Source organism: Pseudomonas sp. WS 5059 (assembly GCF_012985525.1).
Lineage (GTDB): Bacteria > Pseudomonadota > Gammaproteobacteria > Pseudomonadales > Pseudomonadaceae > Aquipseudomonas.
Window position 1 is genome coordinate 828,576 of record NZ_JAAQWO010000002.1, and the last position, 21,080, is coordinate 849,655.

Consider the following 21,080-nt stretch of genomic DNA (forward strand, 5'->3'; position numbering starts at 1 on the left):
ATGGCTACGCTCGAACTTCGCAACGTAAACAAGACCTATGGTGCCGGCCTGCCGGATACCTTGAAGAACATCGAACTGTCGATCAAGGACGGTGAGTTCCTGATCCTCGTCGGGCCTTCGGGCTGCGGCAAGTCCACCTTGATGAACTGCATCGCCGGCCTGGAAAACATCAGCGGCGGCGCGATCATGATCGGTGACCAGGACGTCAGCGGCATGAGCCCCAAGGACCGGGACATCGCCATGGTGTTCCAGTCCTACGCGCTGTACCCGACCATGAGCGTGCGCGAGAACATCGAATTCGGCCTGAAGATCCGCAAGATGAGCCAGGCGGCCATCGACGAGGAAGTGGCGCGGGTGGCCAAGTTGCTGCAGATCGAACACCTGCTCAATCGCAAGCCGGGCCAGCTCTCCGGTGGCCAGCAACAGCGCGTGGCCATGGGCCGGGCGCTGGCGCGGCGGCCGAAGATCTATCTGTTCGACGAGCCGCTGTCCAACCTCGACGCCAAGCTGCGGGTCGAGATGCGCACCGAAATGAAACTGATGCACCAACGCCTGAAAACCACCACGGTCTATGTGACCCACGACCAGATCGAAGCCATGACCCTGGGCGACAAAGTGGCGGTGATGAAGGACGGCATCATCCAGCAGTTCGGCACGCCCAAAGACATCTACAACGATCCGGCCAACCTGTTTGTGGCGAGCTTTATCGGCTCGCCGCCGATGAACTTCATCCCCCTGCGCCTGCAACGCAAGGAAGGCCGCCTGCTGGCCCTGCTCGACAGCGGCCAGGCGCGTTGCGAGTTGCCATTGGGCATGAACGACGCGGGTCTTGAAGACCGCGACGTGATCCTTGGCCTGCGCCCGGAGCAAATTGTCCTGGCCAGCGGCGAGGGCAATGGCCTGCCGAGCATTCGCGCTGAAGTCCAGGTGACCGAGCCGACCGGCCCGGACACCCTGGTGTTCGTGCAGCTCAATGACACCAAGGTCTGCTGCCGCCTGGCGCCGGACGTAGCGCCGCAAGTGGGCGAGAGCCTGACCTTGCAGTTCGATCCGGCCAAGGTGCTGCTGTTCGACGCCAAGACCGGCGAACGCCTGGGCACCGCAGCTATGCAGCCGGCACAGCAGCATGCCGACAACGTGACCCAATTCAAGGGCCGCTGAAAATCAAAATGTGGGAGCAGGCTTGCCCGCGATACAGGCGACTCGGACTTGCAGATACACCGCGGTGATGCCATCGCGAGCAAGCCCGCTCCCACACATTCGATGTGGATGTTTCGGAAATAGCTGTAAACCGCGTTAGATAAAAACAGTTAATAACAATAAAGACGAGGATGTAGGGATGAAAAAGCAACATAACAACACTCGCTTGATCTGCCAGTTGTCAGCAGTGGCAGCGCTGGTTTTGTCTGCCAATGCGATGGCAGACGAAGCGTTCAGTGCCGATTCCAAGTGGATGACCGGCGATTGGGGCGGCGAGCGGACCAAGCTGATCGAGCAGGGTATCGACATCAAGGCCGACTACGTTGGGGAAGCGGGCTACAACGCCCACGGCGGCTACAACGATGACAAGACCGGTCGTTATGCTGACCAGTTCGGCCTCGGCGTAGCGCTGGACCTGCAAAAGCTCTGGGGCTGGGACAACACCCAGGCCAAGATCCAGATGACCAGCCGTAACGGCCGCAACATCTCCAATGACCGTATTGGCGACCCACGTGCAAGCACCCTGAGTTCGTCTCAAGAAGTGTACGGCCGTGGCCATATGGTGCGCCTGACCCAGTTCTGGATTCAGCACCAGATGTTCGACAACAAGCTGGATGTGAAACTCGGTTATTTCGGTGAGGGCGAAGACTTCAATACCTTCCCGTGCGACTTCCAGAACCTGTCGTTCTGTGGTTCCCAAGTGGGTAACTACGTCAACACCTGGTACAACTGGCCGGTCAGCCAGGCCGCGATCCGCGTGAAGTACAACATCACGCCAGAGCTGTATGCGCAGATCGGTGCGTACAACCAGAACCCCTCGCAGCTGGAACACGGCAACGGCTTCAAGCTCAGCGGCAGTGGCACCAAAGGTACAGTGATCCCGGTGGAGTTGGTCTGGTCGCCGAAGGTCAACAACCTGCCGGGCGAATACCGTGTGGGTTACTACAAGAGCGCCGCCGATGCTCCCGATGTACGTGAAGACGTCAACGGCGACAATGCGGCCACCACTGGCGCAGACTACCGTACCCGCAGCAGCAAAAAGGGCTACTGGTTCGTTGCGCAACAGCAACTCACCACCCATAACGGCGACGCATCCCGCGGCCTGAACATTGCGGCCAACGCCACCTTCCACGACAAGGAAACCAACACGGTCGACAACTATCAGTCGATCATGCTGGTGTACAAGGGCCCATTCGATGCGCGTCCAAAAGATGACGTGGGCATTGGCGCTGCGCGCCTGCATGTCAACGATGACGTGCGCAAGAACGCCGAGCTGTTGAACGAAGCTGGCGGGTTCACCGATTACAGCCAGGTAGGTTATGCGCCACTGCGCAGCACCGAGTACAACTACGAAATCAACTACGGCTTCCACGTGACCAACTGGTTGACCGTGCGTCCCAACCTGCAATACGTCACCCACCCAGGTGGCGTGGATAAAGTCGACAATGCCTTGGTCGCCGGTCTGAAAATTCAGTCGGTGTTCTAACACGGTTGCGATAAGCTCCTTCTCTCTGTGCGCATTTGCGGGTAGCCATGGCTATCCGCTTTTTTTTGGGTTGGTGCGCATAACTCATGTGGGAGCCGGCCAGCCAGCTTCCACAGGTTCACCCAAGAGGTGAGCGATAGTGATCTACAGGACCGTGGCACATGCATGAGCATCCGCTGCAACGCTTTTTCAAATCCCTGCGCGAGCAGCCGGTATTCGCCTGGGAGCGCTTCCAGATGCGCGACGTGCTGGTGATCGATCATCCGCGGTGCCAGGCGGTGTTCAGCCGTCAGGGTGCGCAGTTGCTGCACTTCCAACCCGCAGGCCAGAAGCCATGGCTGTGGTGCGCGGCAAAGTGGCCGCAAGTCGGGGCGATCCGTGGCGGTGTGCCGGTGTGCTGGCCTTGGTATGGCCGCCATCCCAGCGAAAACGCCTGGCCGTCCCATGGTTGGGCACGCTTGATTGACTGGAAACTGCTGGACAGCAGCACCGACGACGACGGCGTGCGCCTGCACTGGCAATTGCAACTGTGCGATTGGCAGGTGGACCTGCATGCGCACCTGGGCGAAAGCCTGGAGCTGCGCCTGAGCACCGAGCACCAGGACGAGCTGCCGTGCCAATTGAGCCATGCGTTGCATGCTTATTGGCGGATCGGCAACGTTGGCGAGGTAGCGCTGTCTGGACTCGACGGGGCACAGGGTTACGACCAGTTGAGTCGCCAGGTTTGCCAGCAGGAAGGTGAGCTGCGCGTCGATGGCGGCTGCCAGCGGGTGTTCCAGCATGAGGGCGAATTGCAGCTCAAGGACCACGCCTGGCAGCGCGAACTGTGCATCGACACTGGCGACAGTGCCGACACGGTGGTCTGGCATCCGGGCAGCCGGCCGTTGCTGGGGGTGAGCTTTAACGAGGCGGCGGGGTTTGTGTGTGTCGAGTCGGCCATGGCCGGGGCCAGCCTGGCGCCGGGGGAGAGGGCGCATTTGAGTTTGCAGGCCCGGGCGGGGGTTTAGCGGCGTTGCCCAGGGCCTCATCGCGGGCAAGCCCGCTCCCACAAGGTAGAACTCGGTCAGCCTGTGGGGGCGGGCATGCCCGCGATGAGGCCGTGACTGCCGGTAGAAACTTCAGCTTTAGTTGAATTCATCGCCAACCGGATACCGGCTGTCATTCAAGCTTTCCTTGATCTTGCGCAGATGGGGCTGGAAATCCACGCCACGGCGCAAGGTCATGCCGGTGGCCAGCACATCCAGCACCGTCAACTGAATGATCCGCGAGGTCATCGGCATATAGATGTCGGTGTCTTCCGGCAACGGGATGTTCAGGCTCACCGTACTGGCCTTGGCCAGTGGCGAGTTCTCGGCAGTCACGCCGAGCACCGAGGCGCCGTTTTCCCGGGCGATGCGCGCCACTTCCACCAGCTCGCGGGTGCGGCCGGTGTAGGAAATGATCACGAACAGTTCGCCGGTATGCGCCACCGAGGCAATCATCCGTTGCATCAGCACGTCCGCATGGGCCGTCACCGACAGGTTGAAACGGAAGAACTTGTGCAGGGCATCCATGGCCACCGGTGCCGAGGCGCCGAGGCCGAAGAAGTGGATCTGCCGCGCCTGGATCAGCAGGTCCACGGCCTTGCTGATCAGGTTCGGGTCCAGGGCCTGGCAGGCGCTGTCCAATGAGGCAATGGCGCTGCCAAAAATCTTCTGCGTGTAGGCCTCGGGGTTATCATCAGCCTCCACTGCACGGCTGACATAGGCGGCGCCACTGGCCAGGCTTTGCGCCAGCTGCAGTTTCAGTTCAGGGTAGCCGCTGACGCCGAACGAACGGCAGAAACGGTTGACCGTCGGTTCACTGACCGAGGCGGCTTGGGCGAGGGCGGCGATCGAGAAGCGGGTCGCCTGCTGTGGGTTGAGCAGGATGACCTCGGCGACTTTTTTCTCGGCCTTGTTCAATTCTTCGAGGCGGTTCCGGATCTGTTCCAGAAGATTTCGCACGCGGTCCATTCAGTCTTTCCTTCGGGCGACGATGCAAGTAAGGGCCAGTAAAAGGTCGACGAGCGGCCCTTGGCGGTGGCCTATCCTACTGAGGGTAGTTGAACACCACCACTCGCAATGCGTATTTTGGGAAAATGTTGTGGTTATTACTACATTTTTCCTTGAGTGATGCCTTGAAAAAAGGTATTTGTAGCTTAACTTGATAAAAGAACAAACATCATGCCTTCGATAACCGTGGAACCCTGCACCTTTGCCCTGTTTGGCGCCTTGGGTGATCTGGCGCTGCGCAAGTTATTTCCTGCCCTCTACCAACTCGATGGCGCCGGCCTCTTGCACGCCGACACCCGCATCCTGGCCCTGGCCCGCGAAGCCGGTTCCGAGCAGCAGCACCTGGACCACATCGAGCACGAACTGCGCAAATACGTCGGCCAAGAGCTGGATGAAGCGGTGGCCACGCGCTTCCTGGCGCGCCTGGCGTATGTGCACGTCGATTTCATGAATGCCGATGACTACGTGGCCCTGGCCGCCAAGGCCGGCACCGAACAACGCCTGATCGCCTACTTCGCCACCCCGGCGGCGGTGTATGGCGCGATCTGCGAGAACCTGTCCAAGGTCGGCCTGGCGGAAAATACCCGCGTGGTCCTGGAAAAGCCCATCGGCTCGGACCTGGAATCCTCGCGCAAGGTCAACGACGCCGTGGCGCAGTTTTTCCCGGAAAACCGCACCTACCGCATCGACCACTACCTGGGCAAAGAGACGGTTCAAAACCTGATCGCCCTGCGTTTTGCCAACAGCCTGTTTGAAACCCAGTGGAACCAGCACTACATCTCCCACGTGGAAATCACTGTGGCCGAGCAAGTGGGGATCGAAGGCCGCTGGGGTTATTTCGACAAGGCCGGGCAACTGCGGGACATGATCCAGAATCATTTGTTGCAACTGCTCTGCCTGATCGCCATGGACCCGCCGGCCGACTTGTCCGCCGACAGCATCCGTGACGAGAAGGTCAAGGTGCTCAAGGCACTGGCGCCGATCAGCCCGGAAGGCCTGACCACCCAGGTGGTACGCGGCCAGTACATCGCTGGGTACAGCGCCGGCAAGCCGGTGCCGGGTTACCTGGAAGAAGAAAACTCCAACACCCAGAGCGACACCGAGACCTTCGTTGCCCTGCGTGCCGATATCCGCAACTGGCGTTGGGCCGGGGTGCCGTTCTACCTGCGTACCGGCAAGCGCATGCCGCAAAAACTGTCGCAGATCGTCATCCACTTCAAGGAACCGTCCCACTATATCTTCGCCCCCGAGCAGCGCCTGCAGATCAGCAACAAGCTGATCATCCGCCTGCAACCGGACGAAGGGATTTCCTTGCGCGTGATGACCAAGGAGCAGGGCCTGGACAAGGGCATGCAACTGCGCAGTGGGCCACTGCAACTGAATTTTTCCGACACCTACCGTAGCACGCGGATTCCCGATGCCTACGAGCGGTTGTTGCTGGAAGTGATGCGCGGCAATCAGAACCTGTTTGTGCGTAAAGATGAAATCGAAGCCGCGTGGAAGTGGTGTGACCAGTTGATCGCCGGGTGGAAAAAGTCCGGTGATGCACCCAAGCCGTACGCGGCGGGTTCCTGGGGGCCGATGAGCTCCATTGCACTGATCACGCGGGATGGGAGGTCGTGGTATGGCGATATCTGATTTGCAACTGCCCCAGGGCGTAACACCTCATGAGTTCCGCACGCCAGTGCTGCTGGCCGAAGGCTTGGCCAATGACGTGGCCGAACAACTGCGCGCGGCCATCAGCGCCCGTGGCGCAGCCATCCTGGTGGTGTCCGGTGGCCGCAGCCCGGTGGCGTTTTTCCAGAATCTGGCCAAGCAGGGCCTGGACTGGTCCAAGGTGACTATCACCCTGGCCGACGAGCGCTGGGTGCCGGTGGAACATGCCGACAGCAACGCCGGCCTGCTGAAGAAACATCTGCTGCAAGGCCCGGCGGCCAAGGCCAGATTTTTGAGCCTCTACAGTGCCGCGGCGAACCTGGACGGCGCCGCCGAACAAGCCGATCGCCTGCTGGCCGAACTGCCGGCGATCGATGTGCTGGTGCTGGGCATGGGCGATGACGGGCACACCGCGTCGTTGTTCCCCAACAGCCCGAACCTGGCCCAAGCGCTGCAGCCCGATGGCACGCGCCGGTGCTGGCCGATGCTGGCGCCGAGCGTGCCCCATCAGCGCCTGACCATGAGTCGTGCGCTGTTGGCCAGTGCCCGTTACACCGTGTTGTCGATTGCCGGCGACTCGAAACTCCACACCCTGAGCGAAGCGCTGGCCGGCGACGATGTTGCCGGCATGCCGATTCGCGCGTTTTTGCAACCTACTCTAGAGATTTACTGGTGCCCATGAGCCAAGGATCAGCCGCTATGAAAAGCCCTCACCCGACCGTGTCCATGGCGGATAAAGTTGCCCTGATCGACAGCCTCTGCGCCAAGGCGCGGATCCTGCCGGTGATCACCATTGCCCGCGAACAGGACATTCTGCCCCTGGCCGATGCCCTGGCGGCGGGTGGCTTGACCGCGCTGGAAGTGACCCTGCGTTCGCAGTTCGGGCTCAAGGCCATCCAGGTCCTGCGCGAGCAGCGTCCGGAGTTGGTGACGGGCGCGGGCACGGTGCTCGATCGCACCATGCTGGCGGCGGCCGAGGCGGCGGGTTCGCAGTTTATCGTCACCCCCGGCATTACCCGCGACCTGCTTGAAGCCAGTGTCGACAGCCCGATCCCGCTGCTGCCCGGCATCAGCAATGCCTCCGGCATCATGGAAGGCTATGGCCTGGGTTATCGCCGCTTCAAGCTGTTCCCGGCGGAAGTCAGCGGCGGCGTAGCGGCCATCAAGGCCCTGGGCGGCCCGTTTGGCGAAGTGAAATTCTGCCCCACTGGCGGCGTTGGCCCGGCCAACATCAAACACTACATGGCGTTGAAAAACGTGATGTGTGTGGGCGGTAGCTGGATGCTTGATCCGGAGTGGATCAAGAACGGCGACTGGGCGCGCATCCAGGAAGTCACCGCCCAGGCGCTGGCGCTGCTGGATTGATCTGATTTACTGAATCGTTGTTGCTGTGCTTCACGGCATGTTTGCGGCGCACTTGGTCGGTGCGCCGCTTTTTTTTGCCTATAGAAAAGCGAAATATCACCGTAACCCAAATGGGGGTGGCTTGTGTGGGAGCTGGCTTGCCTGCGATGGCCATAGGTATCTACACAACTCTCTTCTCGGTCTGTGTACATATCCATTGCTGCGGTAACGGCCACTTAGGGTTCCGCCCTTACGGCGGCTCACTTTGGAGAAGCGCCAAAGTCCACTGCCTGCGGCCATCGTGGTTTGACGGGGCGCCTAAGATCAAAAACCAGATCAAAAACAGAGCAACAGCAACAGCAGAACCAGAGCGCGGAGCTGCATTCCCCTGTAGGAGCTGGCTTGCCTGCGATGACGGCAGGTCAGCCAACAGATTCATCGACTGATACACCGCCATCGCAGGCAAGCCAGCTCCCACATTTTAATCAGTGTTCAGCTCGGTAATCGCATTGACCAGCACGCCGATGTCCGCCGCCGACGTCACCAACCCCGGCGTCACCCGTATGCAGGTACCAAACGCCGCGCCACTGCGCAGGGTGGTAAACAGGTTGTGCTCAGCTAGCAATCGATCCGCCATCACTTGCTGATCGCGCCCGCTGAATTTGAACGCGGTAATCGCGCAATACAACCGTGGATCATCCGGGGTCACTACCTCGATCCCCGGCAATGGCCGCACCTGGCTCACCCACAGGTCACGCAGGTAACTCAACCGCGCGCCCTTGGCCTGCGCACCGCCCAGGGCCCGATGCTCTTCGAACACCAGCGGCAAGGTCATCAGCGCCGGAAAGTTCGGTGTGCTGTAGGGCGTACGGGCGCGCACATCGGTTGCCGGGTAATGGAACTCGCCCATGTCCGGATCAATTTCCGCCAGACGCCCAGGGGCTATATACACAAAACCCAGGGTCAGCGGCGCACCGATCCACTTGTGCAGGTTGAAGCCGGCGAACGAGATGCCCAGCCGGTCCAGGTCGAAGTCGATCAGGCCCAACGCGTGGGCGCCATCGAGGATGATCTCGACGCCATACTCCCGTGCCGCGTGGGCGATGGCCTCGACCGGCATCACCAGGCCGGTACGGTGGGTGACATAGGTCAGGGCCATCAGTTTCAGGCGTGGGTAACGGCTGAAAGTGTCGCGATAGGTATGCACCAGGCTGTCGAAACTGGCCGGGTGGGCGTGGGACACTTCGATCACCTCCACCCCACGGTAGCCGGCGAGCCAGCGCATGGCGCCCTTGACCGTGTCGTATTCCAGGTCGCTGATCAGCACCTGGTCACCCGGTTGCAGGCGGTTGTAGTTGCGGATCAGCGACTGCAGGGCTTCGGTGGCATTGCGGGTGAAGGCGACGGCTTCTGGATCGACATTGATCAACTCGGCCAACTGCCGGCGAATCTCGACATCTTGCCCTTGCTCGAAGCGCTGGCGCACATGCACCGAGTTGCTGCGATTGATAAATGCCACGTGCTCCTGATACTGGGCCAGCACCGCGCGGCTCATGCGGGCGAAGTAGCCGTTTTCCAGATTGATGGGGCCGGGCTCCAGCTCATAGCGCTGGGCAATGGCCTGCCAATAGGCCTCGTCGCGGGTGTGGGGCATGGTCAGGCTCGATTAGTGGCGGGGGGCGGGTTTGCCATGTTTGGCGCGCAACGGTTCCAGCAGTTCGGCCAGGCCGTTGTGGTCGATTTCCTGCATCAACGCCAGCAGGCCGCCCAACTCGCCGTGGGGGAATCCTTCGCGGGCAAACCAGTTCAGGTAAGGGCCGGGCAGGTCAGCAATGATCTTGCCCTTATACTTGCCGAACGGCATTTGGCGGGTGATCAGCAGTTCGAGTTTTTCGGGGTTCATACGGGCTTCAGGCAATCAGGAGGGTGCCTTGGAAAATACAGGCATTCTGCATGAAGGCCAAATGACAGATCATGCAAATAAAGCGGATACAGATTTGCTTGGTATTTATAAGTTATTGAAAATAAAAGATTAAATATTAATTCAAGACCTGGCACGGGCGCTGCAACTACCCCAATACGTTTCTAAACCCGCGAAGGAATTGAAAAATGACTGACATCAACAAAGAATCGATCTCCGTACTCAATGACCTGATCGAAACCAGTAAAGACGGCCAGGAAGGCTTCAAGACCTGCGCAGAAGACATCAAGCATCCAGAGCTCAAGGCGCTGTTCACCAAGCGTTCAGCAGACTGCGCGACGGCGGCTGCCGAACTGCAAACGGCCGTGCGGGCCTTGGGTGGTGACCCGGAAGATTCCGGCAGCGTTGCCGGTGCACTGCACCGTGGTTGGGTGGACGTGAAGTCGCTGGTGACAGGCAAGGACGAAGAGGCCGTGCTCAACGAAGCCGAGCGCGGTGAAGACCACGCATTGAAGGCTTATAAAGAAGCCATCGAGAAAATCAACAAGCACAACCTGGTGGGTATTCGTGACCTGGTTGAGCGTCAGTACCACGGTGCACAGCGCAATCACGACCAGGTCAAAGCCCTGCGTAACCAGGCTCGCGCCCAGTCCTGAACCGCGGTGCAGTAACAAATGTGGGAGCGGGCAAGCCTGCTCTCACAGGTAGTTGCGCCGTACCGGTTTTTTGAGTACACCCCGATACAAATGTGGGAGCTGGCTTGCCTGCGATAGCGGTTGATCAGTCGATGTATGTATCGACTGAAATGACGCCATCGCGGGCAAGCCCGCTCCCACATTTTTTATTTCACATGCCTGGTCAGCCGATGCTGATCGCCGGCAACTCGGTCAAGGTCACAACCTGCTGTTTGCGTGGCGCGAGGATCTCGGCTTCGCCATCCACCACCAACTCATCACGCTGGTTGAACACCTGAGTGGCAATCCGCACGCGGAACTTGGGCAGCTTCTCGAGGATTTCCAGACGTACGGTCAGGGTGTCGCCGATTTTCACTGGCTTCTGGAAGCTCATCTGCTGGCCGATATAGATAGTGCCCGGCCCAGGCAACTCACAGGCGACTGCCGCGCTGATCAAGGCGCCGCTGAACATGCCGTGGGCGATACGCTCCTTGAACATGGTCGCCTTGGCGAATTCGGCATCCAGGTGTACCGGGTTATGGTCGCCGGACATTGCCGCGAACAGCTGGATATCGCGCTCTTCCACGGTTTTGCTGTAGGTGGCTTTCTGGCCAACTTCGAGGGCGTCGTACGGAGTGTTGGTAACCTGGGTCATCTAATCGTGCATCCTGTGGCTAATCGATAATCTTAATTCGTTGATTTTAAACGAAAATATTTGTGCGTTCACTCGCAGCGCGCAGGCCTTCGATGGTCCACGGCCTGTGCCATCCATGCCAGCACATCGGCGGTGACCGCATCACGGGTGGTTTCATTGAAGAGTTCGTGGCGTGCTTGCGGGTAAATGTTCACTTGCAGGTTCTGGCAGCCTGCCTGCCGCAGCGCGTTAGCCAGACGGGTGAGACGCTTGCCCTCACTGACCGGATCACATTCGCCGCCCATCACCAGAATCGGCAGGCCCGGATCAATCTGTTTGAGATTGGACGCTTTGCTGATTTGCTGCAAGCCGCCGAGCAGGTCGATCCACAGCTGGTTGGTGCAGCGAAAGCCGCACAGGGGGTCGTTGACGTACTTGTCCACCTCGTCCGGGTCGCGGCTCAGCCAGTCGAATGCCGTGCGGTTAGGCTTGAAGGCCTTGTTGAATGAGCCAAACGATAGAAACTCGATCAACGCGCTACGGCCCCGCAGGCCCTGGCGCAGGCGTTCGGCGCGGGCGATCAGTTGGGCGGCGCGGTACAGGGCCACCGGCTGGAAATTCGAACCACTGAGAATCGCCCCATGCAGGCTGGCGCTGTGATGCAGCAAATAGGCCTGGGCGATGTAGCTGCCCATGCTGTGGCCCAGCAGGATGATCGGCACACCGGGGGCCTGCTGGCCGATGTGCTGGTTGAGCGCGGCCAGGTCACCTACCACTTTGTTCCAGCCATCGCTTTCGGCGAACAGGCCCAGGGTGCCTTCATCGGCCGTACGGCCGTGGCCGCGCTGGTCTGGGGCATACACACCGTAGCCTGCGTCACACAGGGCCTGGGCCAGGCGCCCATAGCGGCCGCTGTGCTCGGCCATGCCATGGGCCAACATCACCAGTGCCGTGGGCGGCCCGTCCGGTAGCCATTGGTTGACGTACAGGCGGCTGCGGTCGTTCGCGGTCAGCCAGAAAGTGGTGTGGTTCATGGCGCTTCCTTTGCTCAGGGTCGTTGCAGTGTATAGCTCATCCGGGGGCGGGCGTCTGATCACCCTTGGCCTCAGGGGCAAGATTCATACAATCAATGACACGTTTTAGTGTATTTGCCTGTTTGGTCATAGCTGCTAACGTCCCCGAAGCTCCGCTTCCCATAAACAGCCGGAAGCGGTCGGGCACACTCGGGTAAGAGGACAAGAATAATGCAACCTGATTTCTGGAATGACAAACGCGCGGCCGGTGTGCCCAACGAGCTTGACCTGTCGGCGTACAAGTCAGTAATCGAAGTCTTCGAGCGTTCCTGCAAGGCCTTTGCCGACCGTCCGGCATTCAGCAACATGGGGATCACCCTGACCTACGCCGACCTGGAGCGCCAGAGCGCGGCGTTCGCCGGCTACCTGCAGCACCACACCGATCTCAAGCCGGGCGACCGTATCGCGGTGCAGATGCCCAACGTCCTGCATTACCCGATTGCCGTGTTCGGCGCCTTGCGCGCCGGGCTGGTGGTGGTCAACACCAACCCGCTGTACACCCCGCGGGAAATGCGCCATCAGTTCAAGGACGCGGGCATTCGTGGGCTGGTCTACCTCAACCTGTTCGGCTCCAGGGTCCAGGAAGTGGCGGCCGACACCGAGATCGAATACCTGATCGAAGCAAAAATGGGCGACTTCATGCCTGCCGCCAAGGGTTGGCTGATCAACACCGTGGTCGACAAGGTGAAGAAAATGGTCCCGGCCTACAGCCTGCCTCGGGCGGTGTCGTTCAAGCGCGCCTTGCGCATGGGCGCGGGCCTGGCCGTGACCCGTCATCCGATGACTCTCGATGACATCGCCGTGCTGCAATACACCGGCGGCACCACGGGCCTGGCCAAGGGCGCGATGCTCACCCACGGCAACCTGGTGGCGAATATGCAGCAGGTGCGGGCGTGCATGTCCCAGTTGCGTGAAGACGGGCATCCGCTGGTCAAGGAAGGGCAGGAGGTGATGATTGCGCCGCTGCCGCTGTACCACATCTATGCCTTCACCGCGAACTGCATGTGCATGATGGTCACCGGCAACCACAACGTGCTGATCACCAATCCACGGGACATCGGCGGCTTTATCAAGGAACTGAAGAAGTGGCGGTTCACTGGGCTGCTGGGGCTCAACACGCTGTTTGTCGCGCTGATGGAACACCCGGACTTCAAGACCCTGGACTTCTCCCACCTGAAGATCACCAACTCCGGCGGCACCGCCCTGGTCAAGGCCACGGCCGAGCGCTGGAAGCAGATCACCGGTTGTTCCATCGGCGAAGGCTACGGCCTGACCGAAACGTCGCCGGTGGCCAGCACCAACCCCTACGGTGATCAATCGCGCCTGGGCACCGTGGGTATTCCGGTGCCGGGCACGGCGATGAAGGTCATCGATGACGCCAGCGAGGAGTTGCCGCTGGGTGAGCGGGGCGAGCTGTGCATCAAGGGCCCGCAGGTCATGAAGGGCTACTGGCAGCAACCGGCGGCCACCGCCGAGACCCTGGACGCCGAAGGCTGGCTCAAGACTGGCGATATTGCGGTGATCGACCCGGACGGGTTTGTGCGCATTGTCGATCGCAAGAAGGACCTGATCATTGTCTCGGGCTTCAATGTGTACCCCAACGAGATCGAGGATGTGGTGATGGCCCACCCCAACGTCGCCAACTGCGCAGTGATCGGCGTGCCGGACGAGCGTACCGGCGAGGCGGTGAAACTGTTCGTGGTGGCGCGGGCCCAGGGCGTCAGCCTTGAGGAGCTGAAGACCTACTGCAAGGCCAACTTCACCGGCTACAAAGTGCCCAAGCACATTGTGTTGCGGGACTCGCTGCCGATGACACCGGTGGGAAAAATCCTACGGCGCGAGCTTCGCGACATCGCCTGATCTCAATTGAAATACGATTCAAATGTGGGAGCTGGCTTGCCTACGATGGCGGTGTATCAGTCGAAGGATGCGTCGACTGGCCCGCCGCCATCGCAGGCAAGCCAGCTCCCACATTTACTGCGTACGCCCTTAAAGTAGAGCTGTTTTGCAGCTTATAGAATTTTTGCTCTAAAAGTGACTGCTGGATATTCTTGAGTCATGTTTATGACTGTAGGACCTTCTTTTGGCTCTAGGCGGCCCTTTGCAAAGCTGCTACTCTCGGCGCGCTTTGTGACCTCTCGGCCTGCTTGAAACAGCCAGAATCACCTAAAAACACACACAAATAATAATCGCATCAAATGCGGTGAATGAATTCGCGTCGCTGAGGAGTGGGCTTCCATGATCGAAGACTTTTGGAAGGATAAGTACCCCGCCGGGATTGCTGCAGACATCAATCCAGACGAGTATCAAAATATTCAGGCGGTACTGAAACAGTCCTGCCAGCGCTTCGCCAACAAACCGGCTTTCAGCAACCTGGGCAAGACAATCACCTACGGTGAGCTGTACGAATTGTCCGGTGCCTTTGCCGCGTACCTGCAACAGCATACCGACTTGCAGCCCGGTGATCGAATCGCCGTGCAACTGCCCAACCTCTTGCAATACCCGGTCGCCGTGTTCGGTGCCATCCGTGCCGGCCTGATCGTGGTCAACACCAACCCGCTGTACACCGCGCGGGAAATGGAACACCAGTTCAACGACTCCGGGGCCAAGGCCCTGATCTGCCTGGCCAACATGGCGCACCTGGCAGAAAAGGTCGTGCCCAAGACTGGCGTCAAGCACGTGATCGTCACCGAAGTGGCTGACCTGTTGCCGCCGCTCAAGCGGCTGCTGATCAACAGCGTCATCAAGTACGTGAAGAAAATGGTCCCGGCCTATCACTTGCCCCAGGCGATCAAGTTCAACGACGTCCTGGCCAAGGGCCATGGTCAACCTGTCACCGACGCCAGCCCTGCCAGCGAAGACGTGGCCGTGCTGCAATACACCGGTGGCACCACCGGCGTAGCCAAGGGCGCGATGCTGACCCATCGCAACCTGGTAGCCAACATGCTGCAATGCAAGGCGCTGATGGGCTCCAACCTCAATGAAGGTTGCGAAATCCTGATCACGCCGCTGCCGCTTTACCATATCTATGCCTTCACCTTTCATTGCATGGCGATGATGCTGATCGGCAACCACAACATCCTGATCAGCAACCCGCGCGACCTGCCGGCGATGGTCAAGGAGTTGTCGAAGTGGAAGTTCAGCGGTTTTGTCGGCCTGAACACCTTGTTCGTGGCCCTGTGCAACAACGAAGGCTTTCGCAAGCTGGATTTCTCTGCGCTCAAGGTCACCCTGTCGGGCGGCATGGCCCTGCAACTGGCGGCCGCCGAGCGTTGGAAAGCCGTGACCGGCTGCAATATCTGCGAAGGCTACGGCATGACCGAAACCAGCCCGGTGGCCACGGTCAACCCAATCCAGAATATCCAGATCGGCACCATCGGCATCCCGGTGCCTTCGACCCTGTGCAAAGTCATCTCGGATGAGGGCGTCGAGTTGCCCCTGGGTGAAATCGGCGAACTGTGCGTCAAGGGCCCGCAAGTGATGAAGGGCTATTGGCAGCGTGAAGACGCCACCGCCGAAGTGCTCGACAGCGAAGGCTGGTTGAAGACCGGTGATATCGCGATCATCCAGCCAGACGGCTACATGCGCATCGTCGACCGCAAGAAAGACATGATTCTGGTCTCCGGCTTCAACGTCTACCCCAACGAGCTGGAGGACGTGCTGGCAAGCCTGCCAGGCGTACTGCAATGCGCGGCCATTGGTGTACCGGACGAAAAGTCGGGCGAGCACATTAAGCTGTTCATCGTGGTCAAGCCGGGCGCGACCCTGACCAAGGAGCAGGTGATGGAGCACATGCGCGCCAACGTCACCGGCTACAAAGTGCCCAAGGCTGTCGAGTTCCGCGAGGCACTGCCGACCACCAACGTGGGCAAGATCCTGCGTCGCGAGTTGCGTGATGAAGAGCTGAAGAAGCTTGGCCTGAAGAAGTAAACAAAAAGCCCCGCGCATGCGGGGCTTTTTATTGGGCGCTGAGTCTCGACTGACCCACCGCTATCGCCGCGATGCGGCGACCCGACAAGCCATTTTTCCTGGGCCACACTCAAAACTCCTGTACAGCACAACCCCCTGTGGGAGCGGGCTTGCCCGCGATGGCGTCATGTCAGCCCGCACATTTGTGATCGGGTATTTACAGGGCGAACTGCGCGAAGCTCACGCCAACGCCTGCCGGGCGTACATCTTTCAGGAACGAATCCTTGTCCGCGCTCAGCTCCAGGGTAATCTCCGGCTTGCGCTTGCCCGCGTTGCGCACCACCAACCCTTCAAGTTTTTCACGCAGGTACACGGTCGGTACTTTCAGGTGCAGCAACTGGTCGGTCTCGGCGTTGTGCATCAACAAATGAATCCACTCGTACTGGCCAATGGCGATGCGTGCCACTGGCAGGTCGAACCACCAGATGTTGCGCTTGCGGTCCAGGTCGGTGAAGTGGCAGTTGTTGACGCCGAGCACGGCACCGCCCAGTTCCAGGTTTCTGCGGGCGATGGCCTGTGATTTATTGAGTTTCATAACCTTCCTACGGGATCTGTTATTCAGCGGTTGAGCCTGAATCTGCCGGGCATTCTCGGGGGTTGGCCGCAAAACATAAAGCCAAACCTGTGCTGGGTGATGAAATGCCTTACGCAAATAATTGAAACTCTGCGCAGAGGCCCAGGGTCAACCCTTACGTAATGACCAAAACCCTTGATTGTTCTTACGGAGAAATACCATGGGCAGCACTGCGGATAAGGCAAAAGGTTTAGCAAACGAAGCCATCGGCAACATCAAGCAAGGTGTCGGCAAAGCCACTGACAACACCAAGCTTGAGGCCGAAGGCAAGATCCAAGAGAAGAAGGGCGAAGCCCAGCAAGCGGTCGGCAAGGTCAAGGACGCGGTAAAGAATACCGTCGACAAAGCCTGATTCCAGCGTTTGCACCATGCAGCATAACGGCCATCCACGGATGGCCGTTTTTGTGTCACACCCGATGTTTAAAGTTTCGAAATTGTTTCAAGGTCGCCAAATAGGCTACCTTGATGTAGAAAACGGCCCCTGAGTCGCCCACGAACTCAACCTTTTGCGGCGAAAGGAGACGCTATGATTTTTCCGGTATTAAAAGATCTGCCGCTGCACCGCGTATTGATGCGCACCGTCACAGAGTTCATCGACGACGAGATGCCTACCTACGCCTCGGCACTGGCCTACCAGATGCTGTTTTCGCTGTTCCCCTTCCTGCTGTTCCTGATTGCCCTGATCGGTTTCCTGCATCTGCCGGACTTCTTCAGCTGGTTGCGCCTGCAGTCGGAACTGGTGTTGCCGCCCCAGGCCCTGGAGCAGGTCAACCCGGTGATCGACCAGTTGCAGCAATCCAAGGGTGGGCTGCTGTCGGTGGGTATCGTCATTGCGCTGTGGACCGCCTCAGCGGGCGTGCGCCTGATGATGAGTGCGATGAACGCCGCCTACGACGTGGTGGAAGGCCGGCCGATCTGGAAACGTTTCCCGCTGTCGATTCTCTACACCGTGGGCATCGCTGGCATGTTGCTGGCCGCCGCCGCGTTGATGGTCCTGGGGCCACAAGTGATGGAATGGCTGGCCGGGCAGATCGGCATGCAGGAATTCGTCGTGACCCTGTGGACCATCTTGCGCTGGCCGTTGATCGTGATCCTGCTGATGTTCGCCGTGGCCTTGATGTACTACGTGATGCCGGACGTGAAGCAGAAATTTCGCTTTATCACGCCAGGCTCGGTGCTGGCGGTGGTGGTCTGGATCGTGGCTTCACTGGGCTTTGGCTATTACGTCAAGACCTTCGCCGACTACAACGCCATGTACGGCAGCATCGGCGCGATCATCGTCCTACTGTTGTACTTCTATATTTCCGCCGCCGTGTTGCTGCTGGGCGCGGAGATGAACGCAGTGATCGAGCATATGTCTGCCGAAGGCAAGGACCCCGGTGAGAAGGATTTTGGCGAGCATCACCCCGATGAAAAACAGCATGTCTCGGGCCTTGGCCGGGACCATTCGATTCCCAAGCCCACCACTGATGAAACCTGACCGATGATTCGTGAAATCCTGAAAATGGGCGATGAGCGCCTGCTGCGTATCGCGCCACCGGTGCCACCGGAAATGTTCGACAGCCCCGAGCTGTGGCAGTTGATCGATGACATGTTCCAGACCATGGAGCACGTGGGCGGCGTCGGCCTGGCCGCGCCGCAGATCGGTGTCGACCTGCAACTGGTGATTTTCGGCTTCGAGAGCAGCGAGCGCTACCCGGATGCGCCGGCGGTGCCCCAGACCATCCTGATCAACCCGCTGATTACCCCGCTGAGCCCGGTGCTGGAGGAGGGCTATGAAGGCTGCCTGTCAGTACCTGGGTTGCGCGGTGCGGTGGATCGCTACCAGCAGATTCGCTACGAGGGGTTTGATCCCAAGGGCGAGCCGATTGTGCGGATTGCCGACGGTTTCCACGCACGGGTGGTGCAGCATGAGTGCGACCACCTGATTGGCCGCCTGTACCCCTCGCGGATTACAGACTTCAGCAAATTCGGGTTTATCGAGGTGATGTTCCCGGAGCTGGATCCCGCCGCCGACGCTTAACCCTGGCGGCACAGGCCCATGGCAATCATCGGCTTGTTGCGTTTATAGCGCACCAGGCGCTCGGCCAACGACTGTGGCAACACGGTCTGCTGGCTGAAGCCCTGGGCGGCATAAAATTCTTCCAGGTCGGGGTGGCACAGTAACCACACGGTGCCTTCAACAGGCGCGATGGCTTTGGCGATCAGCCGCGCTGCCAGCCCTTGCCCGCGCAATGTCGGATCGACAAACAGCCCGGTCAGCCACTGGCCGCCGACCACAGGGCTCAGGCACAGCCCGGCGACAATCTCGCTATTGCGCGCCACCCACAACTGGCCGCCCTTGAGGGCTTTCATCGAGGAATTGTGGCTGCGGTAGAACTTGTTCAGCAGCGGCCACAGGGGCTCTGCCAGTAGATCAATGTGCAACTCGGGCATGGTAGTTCGACAGGCGTGATCAAGGGCCGGGGATTATAAGTCGGGCAAAGCGCCTTCTGTTGGGCAATAGGTGTTATACCCCTTGTTACTTCCTCTGTTAGTGGAGCATGCATCATGGCCAAAGGTATGGATTCAAAGAAAGCCGCGAAGAAGAAACCGGCAAAGACCGCCGATGAAAAACGCGCGGACAAAAAAGCCAAGAAAACCGAGACAGGCCTGTTCGGTCACTGAGTGCCTGACTATAGGAGCGAGCGTGCTCGCTCCTATACGGTATCGATACACACTGACATCCCCCCGCACGTCCCCCTCCAATACCTGTTCATCAATACTGGCTGATTACTGGCCTTGCATAGCGCCAAGCCCTGTCTATGCTCACCCATAACCACTTATGTCGCTTGCCATATGAAGCGTTTTGGGTGGCCGATTGCATAGTGATTGATGAGCACTATACAAACCGTGAATAGATGAGTGCGTATGTCAAAGCGCCGGGAAAAAAGGAGCATCAGGTTAAATGGATTTACGTGTGTCGGTTAAAGCGGACCCCTGAGGGGGTCATCAAGAAAAGGATGCCTTGAAACGAGCGTTGCCCCATGGACTCTCCGATTGGCCATCATTTATCTATCGCCTGACACTTGTCCTGTCTCTGGACGGATGCGTTTGCCTGTTTTGTGGAAAGTTGTACTGGGTCAAATCCAAGAACTAACCGTCATTCAAAGACAGCGCTGAAGGTGATCCGATCATGTTTAACCTCCACCACAAATCCGACCTGCTGGAAATCGAGCGTTTTTCCTGTGCGCTGACCCAGGCCCAAGCCAAGCTCGCGGCCATCAGTCGTTCGATGGCGATGATCGAGTTCGATCGCGACGGCGTGGTACTGGATGCCAACGAAAACTTCTGTAGGACCATGGGCTACAGCGCCGAGGAAGTACGCGGCAAACACCATCGAATCTTCTGTGAAGAGTCCTACTACCGCAGCGACGCCTACGCCAAGTTGTGGCGCGACCTGGCCCAGGGCGAGCCCATCAGCGGCACGTTCATGCGCTTGACCAAGAGCGGTCAGGAAGTGTGGCTGGAGGCCAGCTACATGCCAGTGTTCGGCCCGGATAAACAGGTGCAGAGCGTGATCAAGGTGGCGTCGGATATTTCCGAGCGGATCCACCGTGAACATGAAAACCAAAGCCTGATCGACGCCATCGGCCGTTCCATGGCCGTCATTGAGTTCACGCCCCAGGGGCAGATCCTCAATGCCAACCAGAATTTCCTGAAGACGGTGCAGTATTCCCTCGGCGAAATCGTTGGCCAGCACCACAGCATGTTTTGCCATCGCGCGGAGGTGGAGTCGCCGGCTTACAAAGCATTCTGGGCCTCCCTCAACCGCGGCGAATTCCACTCCCACCGTTTTGAACGGCGCAACAAGCAGGGTCAGACACTTTTTCTGGAAGCCTCCTACAACCCAATCTTCGATACCAACGGCCGCCTGTACAAAGTGGTGAAGTTCGCCAGTGACATCACCGAACAGGTCACCACCTTGCGTAACGCTGCCGATTCGGCCCACGCCACTTCGGTACAGAACGACGCCTGCGCCCGCAAGGGTTCGCAAGTGGTGCAGCAGACGGTGCAGATCATCGAAGAAATCTCCCGTGACCTGAATGAAGCGGCGTTGAGCATCGATGCGGTGAGCAAGCAGTCGGACATTATCGGCACCATCGTGCAGACCATTCGCGGGATTGCCGATCAAACCAACCTGTTGGCACTCAACGCGGCAATTGAAGCCGCCCGCGCGGGTGAGCACGGCCGTGGTTTTGCAGTGGTGGCGGACGAGGTGCGCAGCCTGGCGGCGCGTACCAGCCAGGCGACGATCGAGATTGTCGACGTGGTGCGCAAAAACCACGATTTGTCCCTGAGCGCGGTATCGAGCATGCAGTCGAGCCTGAGCCGCACCGGGCTGGGGGTGGAGTTGGCCAATGAAGCGGGGCAGGTGATCCTGGAGATCCAGGAAGGCTCGCGGCATGTGGTGGATGCCATCGGTCAGTTCAACTCCACCCTGCAACTGCAATAGCCCCCCAACGGAGCCGGCTTG

19 protein-coding genes and 2 pseudogenes are annotated in these 21,080 nt (G+C 59.4%); 14 read left to right on the forward strand and 7 right to left on the reverse strand.

Annotated features, from left to right (window positions below):
• From HBO12_RS08525 to HBO12_RS08535, 3 genes are all read left to right on the forward strand, one after another.
• Entirely contained in the window at positions 1–1,161 is a 1,161-nt protein-coding gene (locus HBO12_RS08525) for an ABC transporter ATP-binding protein (RefSeq protein ID WP_169955351.1), read from the forward strand.
• A 178-nt stretch (positions 1,162–1,339) separates the two neighbouring features.
• Complete coding sequence (locus HBO12_RS08530; RefSeq protein ID WP_170041918.1) at positions 1,340–2,686, forward strand: carbohydrate porin; 1,347 nt, start codon at positions 1,340–1,342, stop codon at positions 2,684–2,686.
• 161 nt (positions 2,687–2,847) lie between these two features.
• Positions 2,848–3,693, forward strand: coding sequence for a D-hexose-6-phosphate mutarotase (locus HBO12_RS08535; protein WP_170041919.1), 846 nt, complete (start codon positions 2,848–2,850; stop codon positions 3,691–3,693).
• A gap of 117 nt (positions 3,694–3,810) precedes the next feature.
• Here HBO12_RS08535 and HBO12_RS08540 read toward each other — a convergent pair whose 3' ends face one another.
• Positions 3,811–4,671 carry a MurR/RpiR family transcriptional regulator gene (locus tag HBO12_RS08540; protein WP_169851198.1) on the reverse strand — a complete coding sequence of 287 codons (861 nt, stop codon included), beginning with the start codon at positions 4,669–4,671 and terminating at the stop codon, positions 3,811–3,813.
• 219 nt (positions 4,672–4,890) lie between these two features.
• Between HBO12_RS08540 and zwf the strand changes: the two genes are divergently transcribed.
• The 3 genes from zwf to HBO12_RS08555 are packed head-to-tail and all read left to right on the forward strand — an operon-like array spanning position 4,891 to position 7,740.
• The gene (zwf, locus tag HBO12_RS08545) at positions 4,891–6,357 is read left to right on the forward strand and encodes a glucose-6-phosphate dehydrogenase (protein WP_170041920.1); all 1,467 of its coding nucleotides are present in this window, start codon (positions 4,891–4,893) and stop codon (positions 6,355–6,357) included.
• Positions 6,344–7,057 (forward strand): 6-phosphogluconolactonase, encoded by a 714-nt coding sequence (pgl, locus tag HBO12_RS08550; protein WP_170041921.1) that lies wholly within the window; start codon positions 6,344–6,346, stop codon positions 7,055–7,057. The genes zwf and pgl overlap by 14 nt, the downstream gene beginning before the upstream one ends.
• Before the next feature lie 17 nt (positions 7,058–7,074).
• Positions 7,075–7,740, forward strand: coding sequence for a bifunctional 4-hydroxy-2-oxoglutarate aldolase/2-dehydro-3-deoxy-phosphogluconate aldolase (locus HBO12_RS08555; protein ID WP_169955346.1), 666 nt, complete (start codon positions 7,075–7,077; stop codon positions 7,738–7,740).
• A 460-nt stretch (positions 7,741–8,200) separates the two neighbouring features.
• On the opposite strand, the gene HBO12_RS08560 is transcribed toward HBO12_RS08555, so the two are convergent.
• The gene (locus HBO12_RS08560) at positions 8,201–9,373 is read right to left on the reverse strand and encodes an aminotransferase class V-fold PLP-dependent enzyme (RefSeq protein ID WP_170041922.1); all 1,173 of its coding nucleotides are present in this window, start codon (positions 9,371–9,373) and stop codon (positions 8,201–8,203) included.
• A gap of 12 nt (positions 9,374–9,385) precedes the next feature.
• Positions 9,386–9,622, reverse strand: a complete 237-nt coding sequence (locus tag HBO12_RS08565; RefSeq protein ID WP_170041923.1) for a DUF3820 family protein — start codon at positions 9,620–9,622, stop codon at positions 9,386–9,388.
• Between the two features lie 206 nt (positions 9,623–9,828).
• Between HBO12_RS08565 and HBO12_RS08570 the strand changes: the two genes are divergently transcribed.
• The gene (locus HBO12_RS08570) at positions 9,829–10,296 is read left to right on the forward strand and encodes a ferritin-like domain-containing protein (RefSeq protein WP_029296433.1); all 468 of its coding nucleotides are present in this window, start codon (positions 9,829–9,831) and stop codon (positions 10,294–10,296) included.
• Positions 10,297–10,498: 202 nt separating this feature from the next.
• On the opposite strand, the gene HBO12_RS08575 is transcribed toward HBO12_RS08570, so the two are convergent.
• Both HBO12_RS08575 and HBO12_RS08580 read right to left on the reverse strand, forming a co-directional pair.
• A complete protein-coding gene (locus tag HBO12_RS08575) occupies positions 10,499–10,969 on the reverse strand; it encodes a MaoC family dehydratase (RefSeq protein WP_169955344.1) in 471 nt (156 codons plus the stop codon).
• Positions 10,970–11,037: 68 nt separating this feature from the next.
• Positions 11,038–11,982, reverse strand: a complete 945-nt coding sequence (locus tag HBO12_RS08580; RefSeq protein WP_170041924.1) for an alpha/beta hydrolase — start codon at positions 11,980–11,982, stop codon at positions 11,038–11,040.
• Positions 11,983–12,192: 210 nt separating this feature from the next.
• Here HBO12_RS08580 and fadD2 point away from each other — a divergent pair, with 210 nt between their 5' ends.
• A complete protein-coding gene (fadD2, locus tag HBO12_RS08585; protein ID WP_170041925.1) occupies positions 12,193–13,881 on the forward strand; it encodes a long-chain-fatty-acid--CoA ligase FadD2 in 1,689 nt (562 codons plus the stop codon).
• Between the two features lie 378 nt (positions 13,882–14,259).
• Positions 14,260–15,951 (forward strand): long-chain-fatty-acid--CoA ligase FadD1, encoded by a 1,692-nt coding sequence (fadD1, locus tag HBO12_RS08590; RefSeq protein WP_170041926.1) that lies wholly within the window; start codon positions 14,260–14,262, stop codon positions 15,949–15,951.
• Positions 15,952–16,147: 196 nt separating this feature from the next.
• On the opposite strand, the gene HBO12_RS08595 is transcribed toward fadD1, so the two are convergent.
• Positions 16,148–16,525, reverse strand: a complete 378-nt coding sequence (locus HBO12_RS08595) for a hypothetical protein (RefSeq protein ID WP_169955340.1) — start codon at positions 16,523–16,525, stop codon at positions 16,148–16,150.
• A 199-nt stretch (positions 16,526–16,724) separates the two neighbouring features.
• Between HBO12_RS08595 and HBO12_RS08600 the strand changes: the two genes are divergently transcribed.
• From HBO12_RS08600 to def, 3 genes are all read left to right on the forward strand, one after another.
• Positions 16,725–16,916, forward strand: coding sequence for a CsbD family protein (locus HBO12_RS08600; RefSeq protein ID WP_170041927.1), 192 nt, complete (start codon positions 16,725–16,727; stop codon positions 16,914–16,916).
• Positions 16,917–17,090: 174 nt separating this feature from the next.
• On the forward strand, positions 17,091–18,044 hold the full coding sequence (locus HBO12_RS08605; protein WP_029296445.1) for a YihY/virulence factor BrkB family protein: 954 nt from the start codon (positions 17,091–17,093) through the stop codon (positions 18,042–18,044).
• Between the two features lie 3 nt (positions 18,045–18,047).
• Positions 18,048–18,587 carry a peptide deformylase gene (def, locus tag HBO12_RS08610; RefSeq protein ID WP_029296447.1) on the forward strand — a complete coding sequence of 180 codons (540 nt, stop codon included), beginning with the start codon at positions 18,048–18,050 and terminating at the stop codon, positions 18,585–18,587.
• Here def and HBO12_RS08615 read toward each other — a convergent pair.
• A complete protein-coding gene (locus HBO12_RS08615) occupies positions 18,584–19,000 on the reverse strand; it encodes a GNAT family N-acetyltransferase (protein WP_169955339.1) in 417 nt (138 codons plus the stop codon). The genes def and HBO12_RS08615 overlap by 4 nt on opposite strands.
• A 739-nt stretch (positions 19,001–19,739) precedes the next feature.
• Here HBO12_RS08615 and HBO12_RS28720 point away from each other — a divergent pair.
• Positions 19,740–20,516: pseudogene (locus tag HBO12_RS28720) on the forward strand (PAS domain-containing protein); the annotation flags it as partial.
• A gap of 114 nt (positions 20,517–20,630) precedes the next feature.
• A pseudogene (locus HBO12_RS28725) lies at positions 20,631–21,059 on the forward strand (methyl-accepting chemotaxis protein); the annotation flags it as partial.
• Positions 21,060–21,080: the final 21 nt, after the last annotated feature.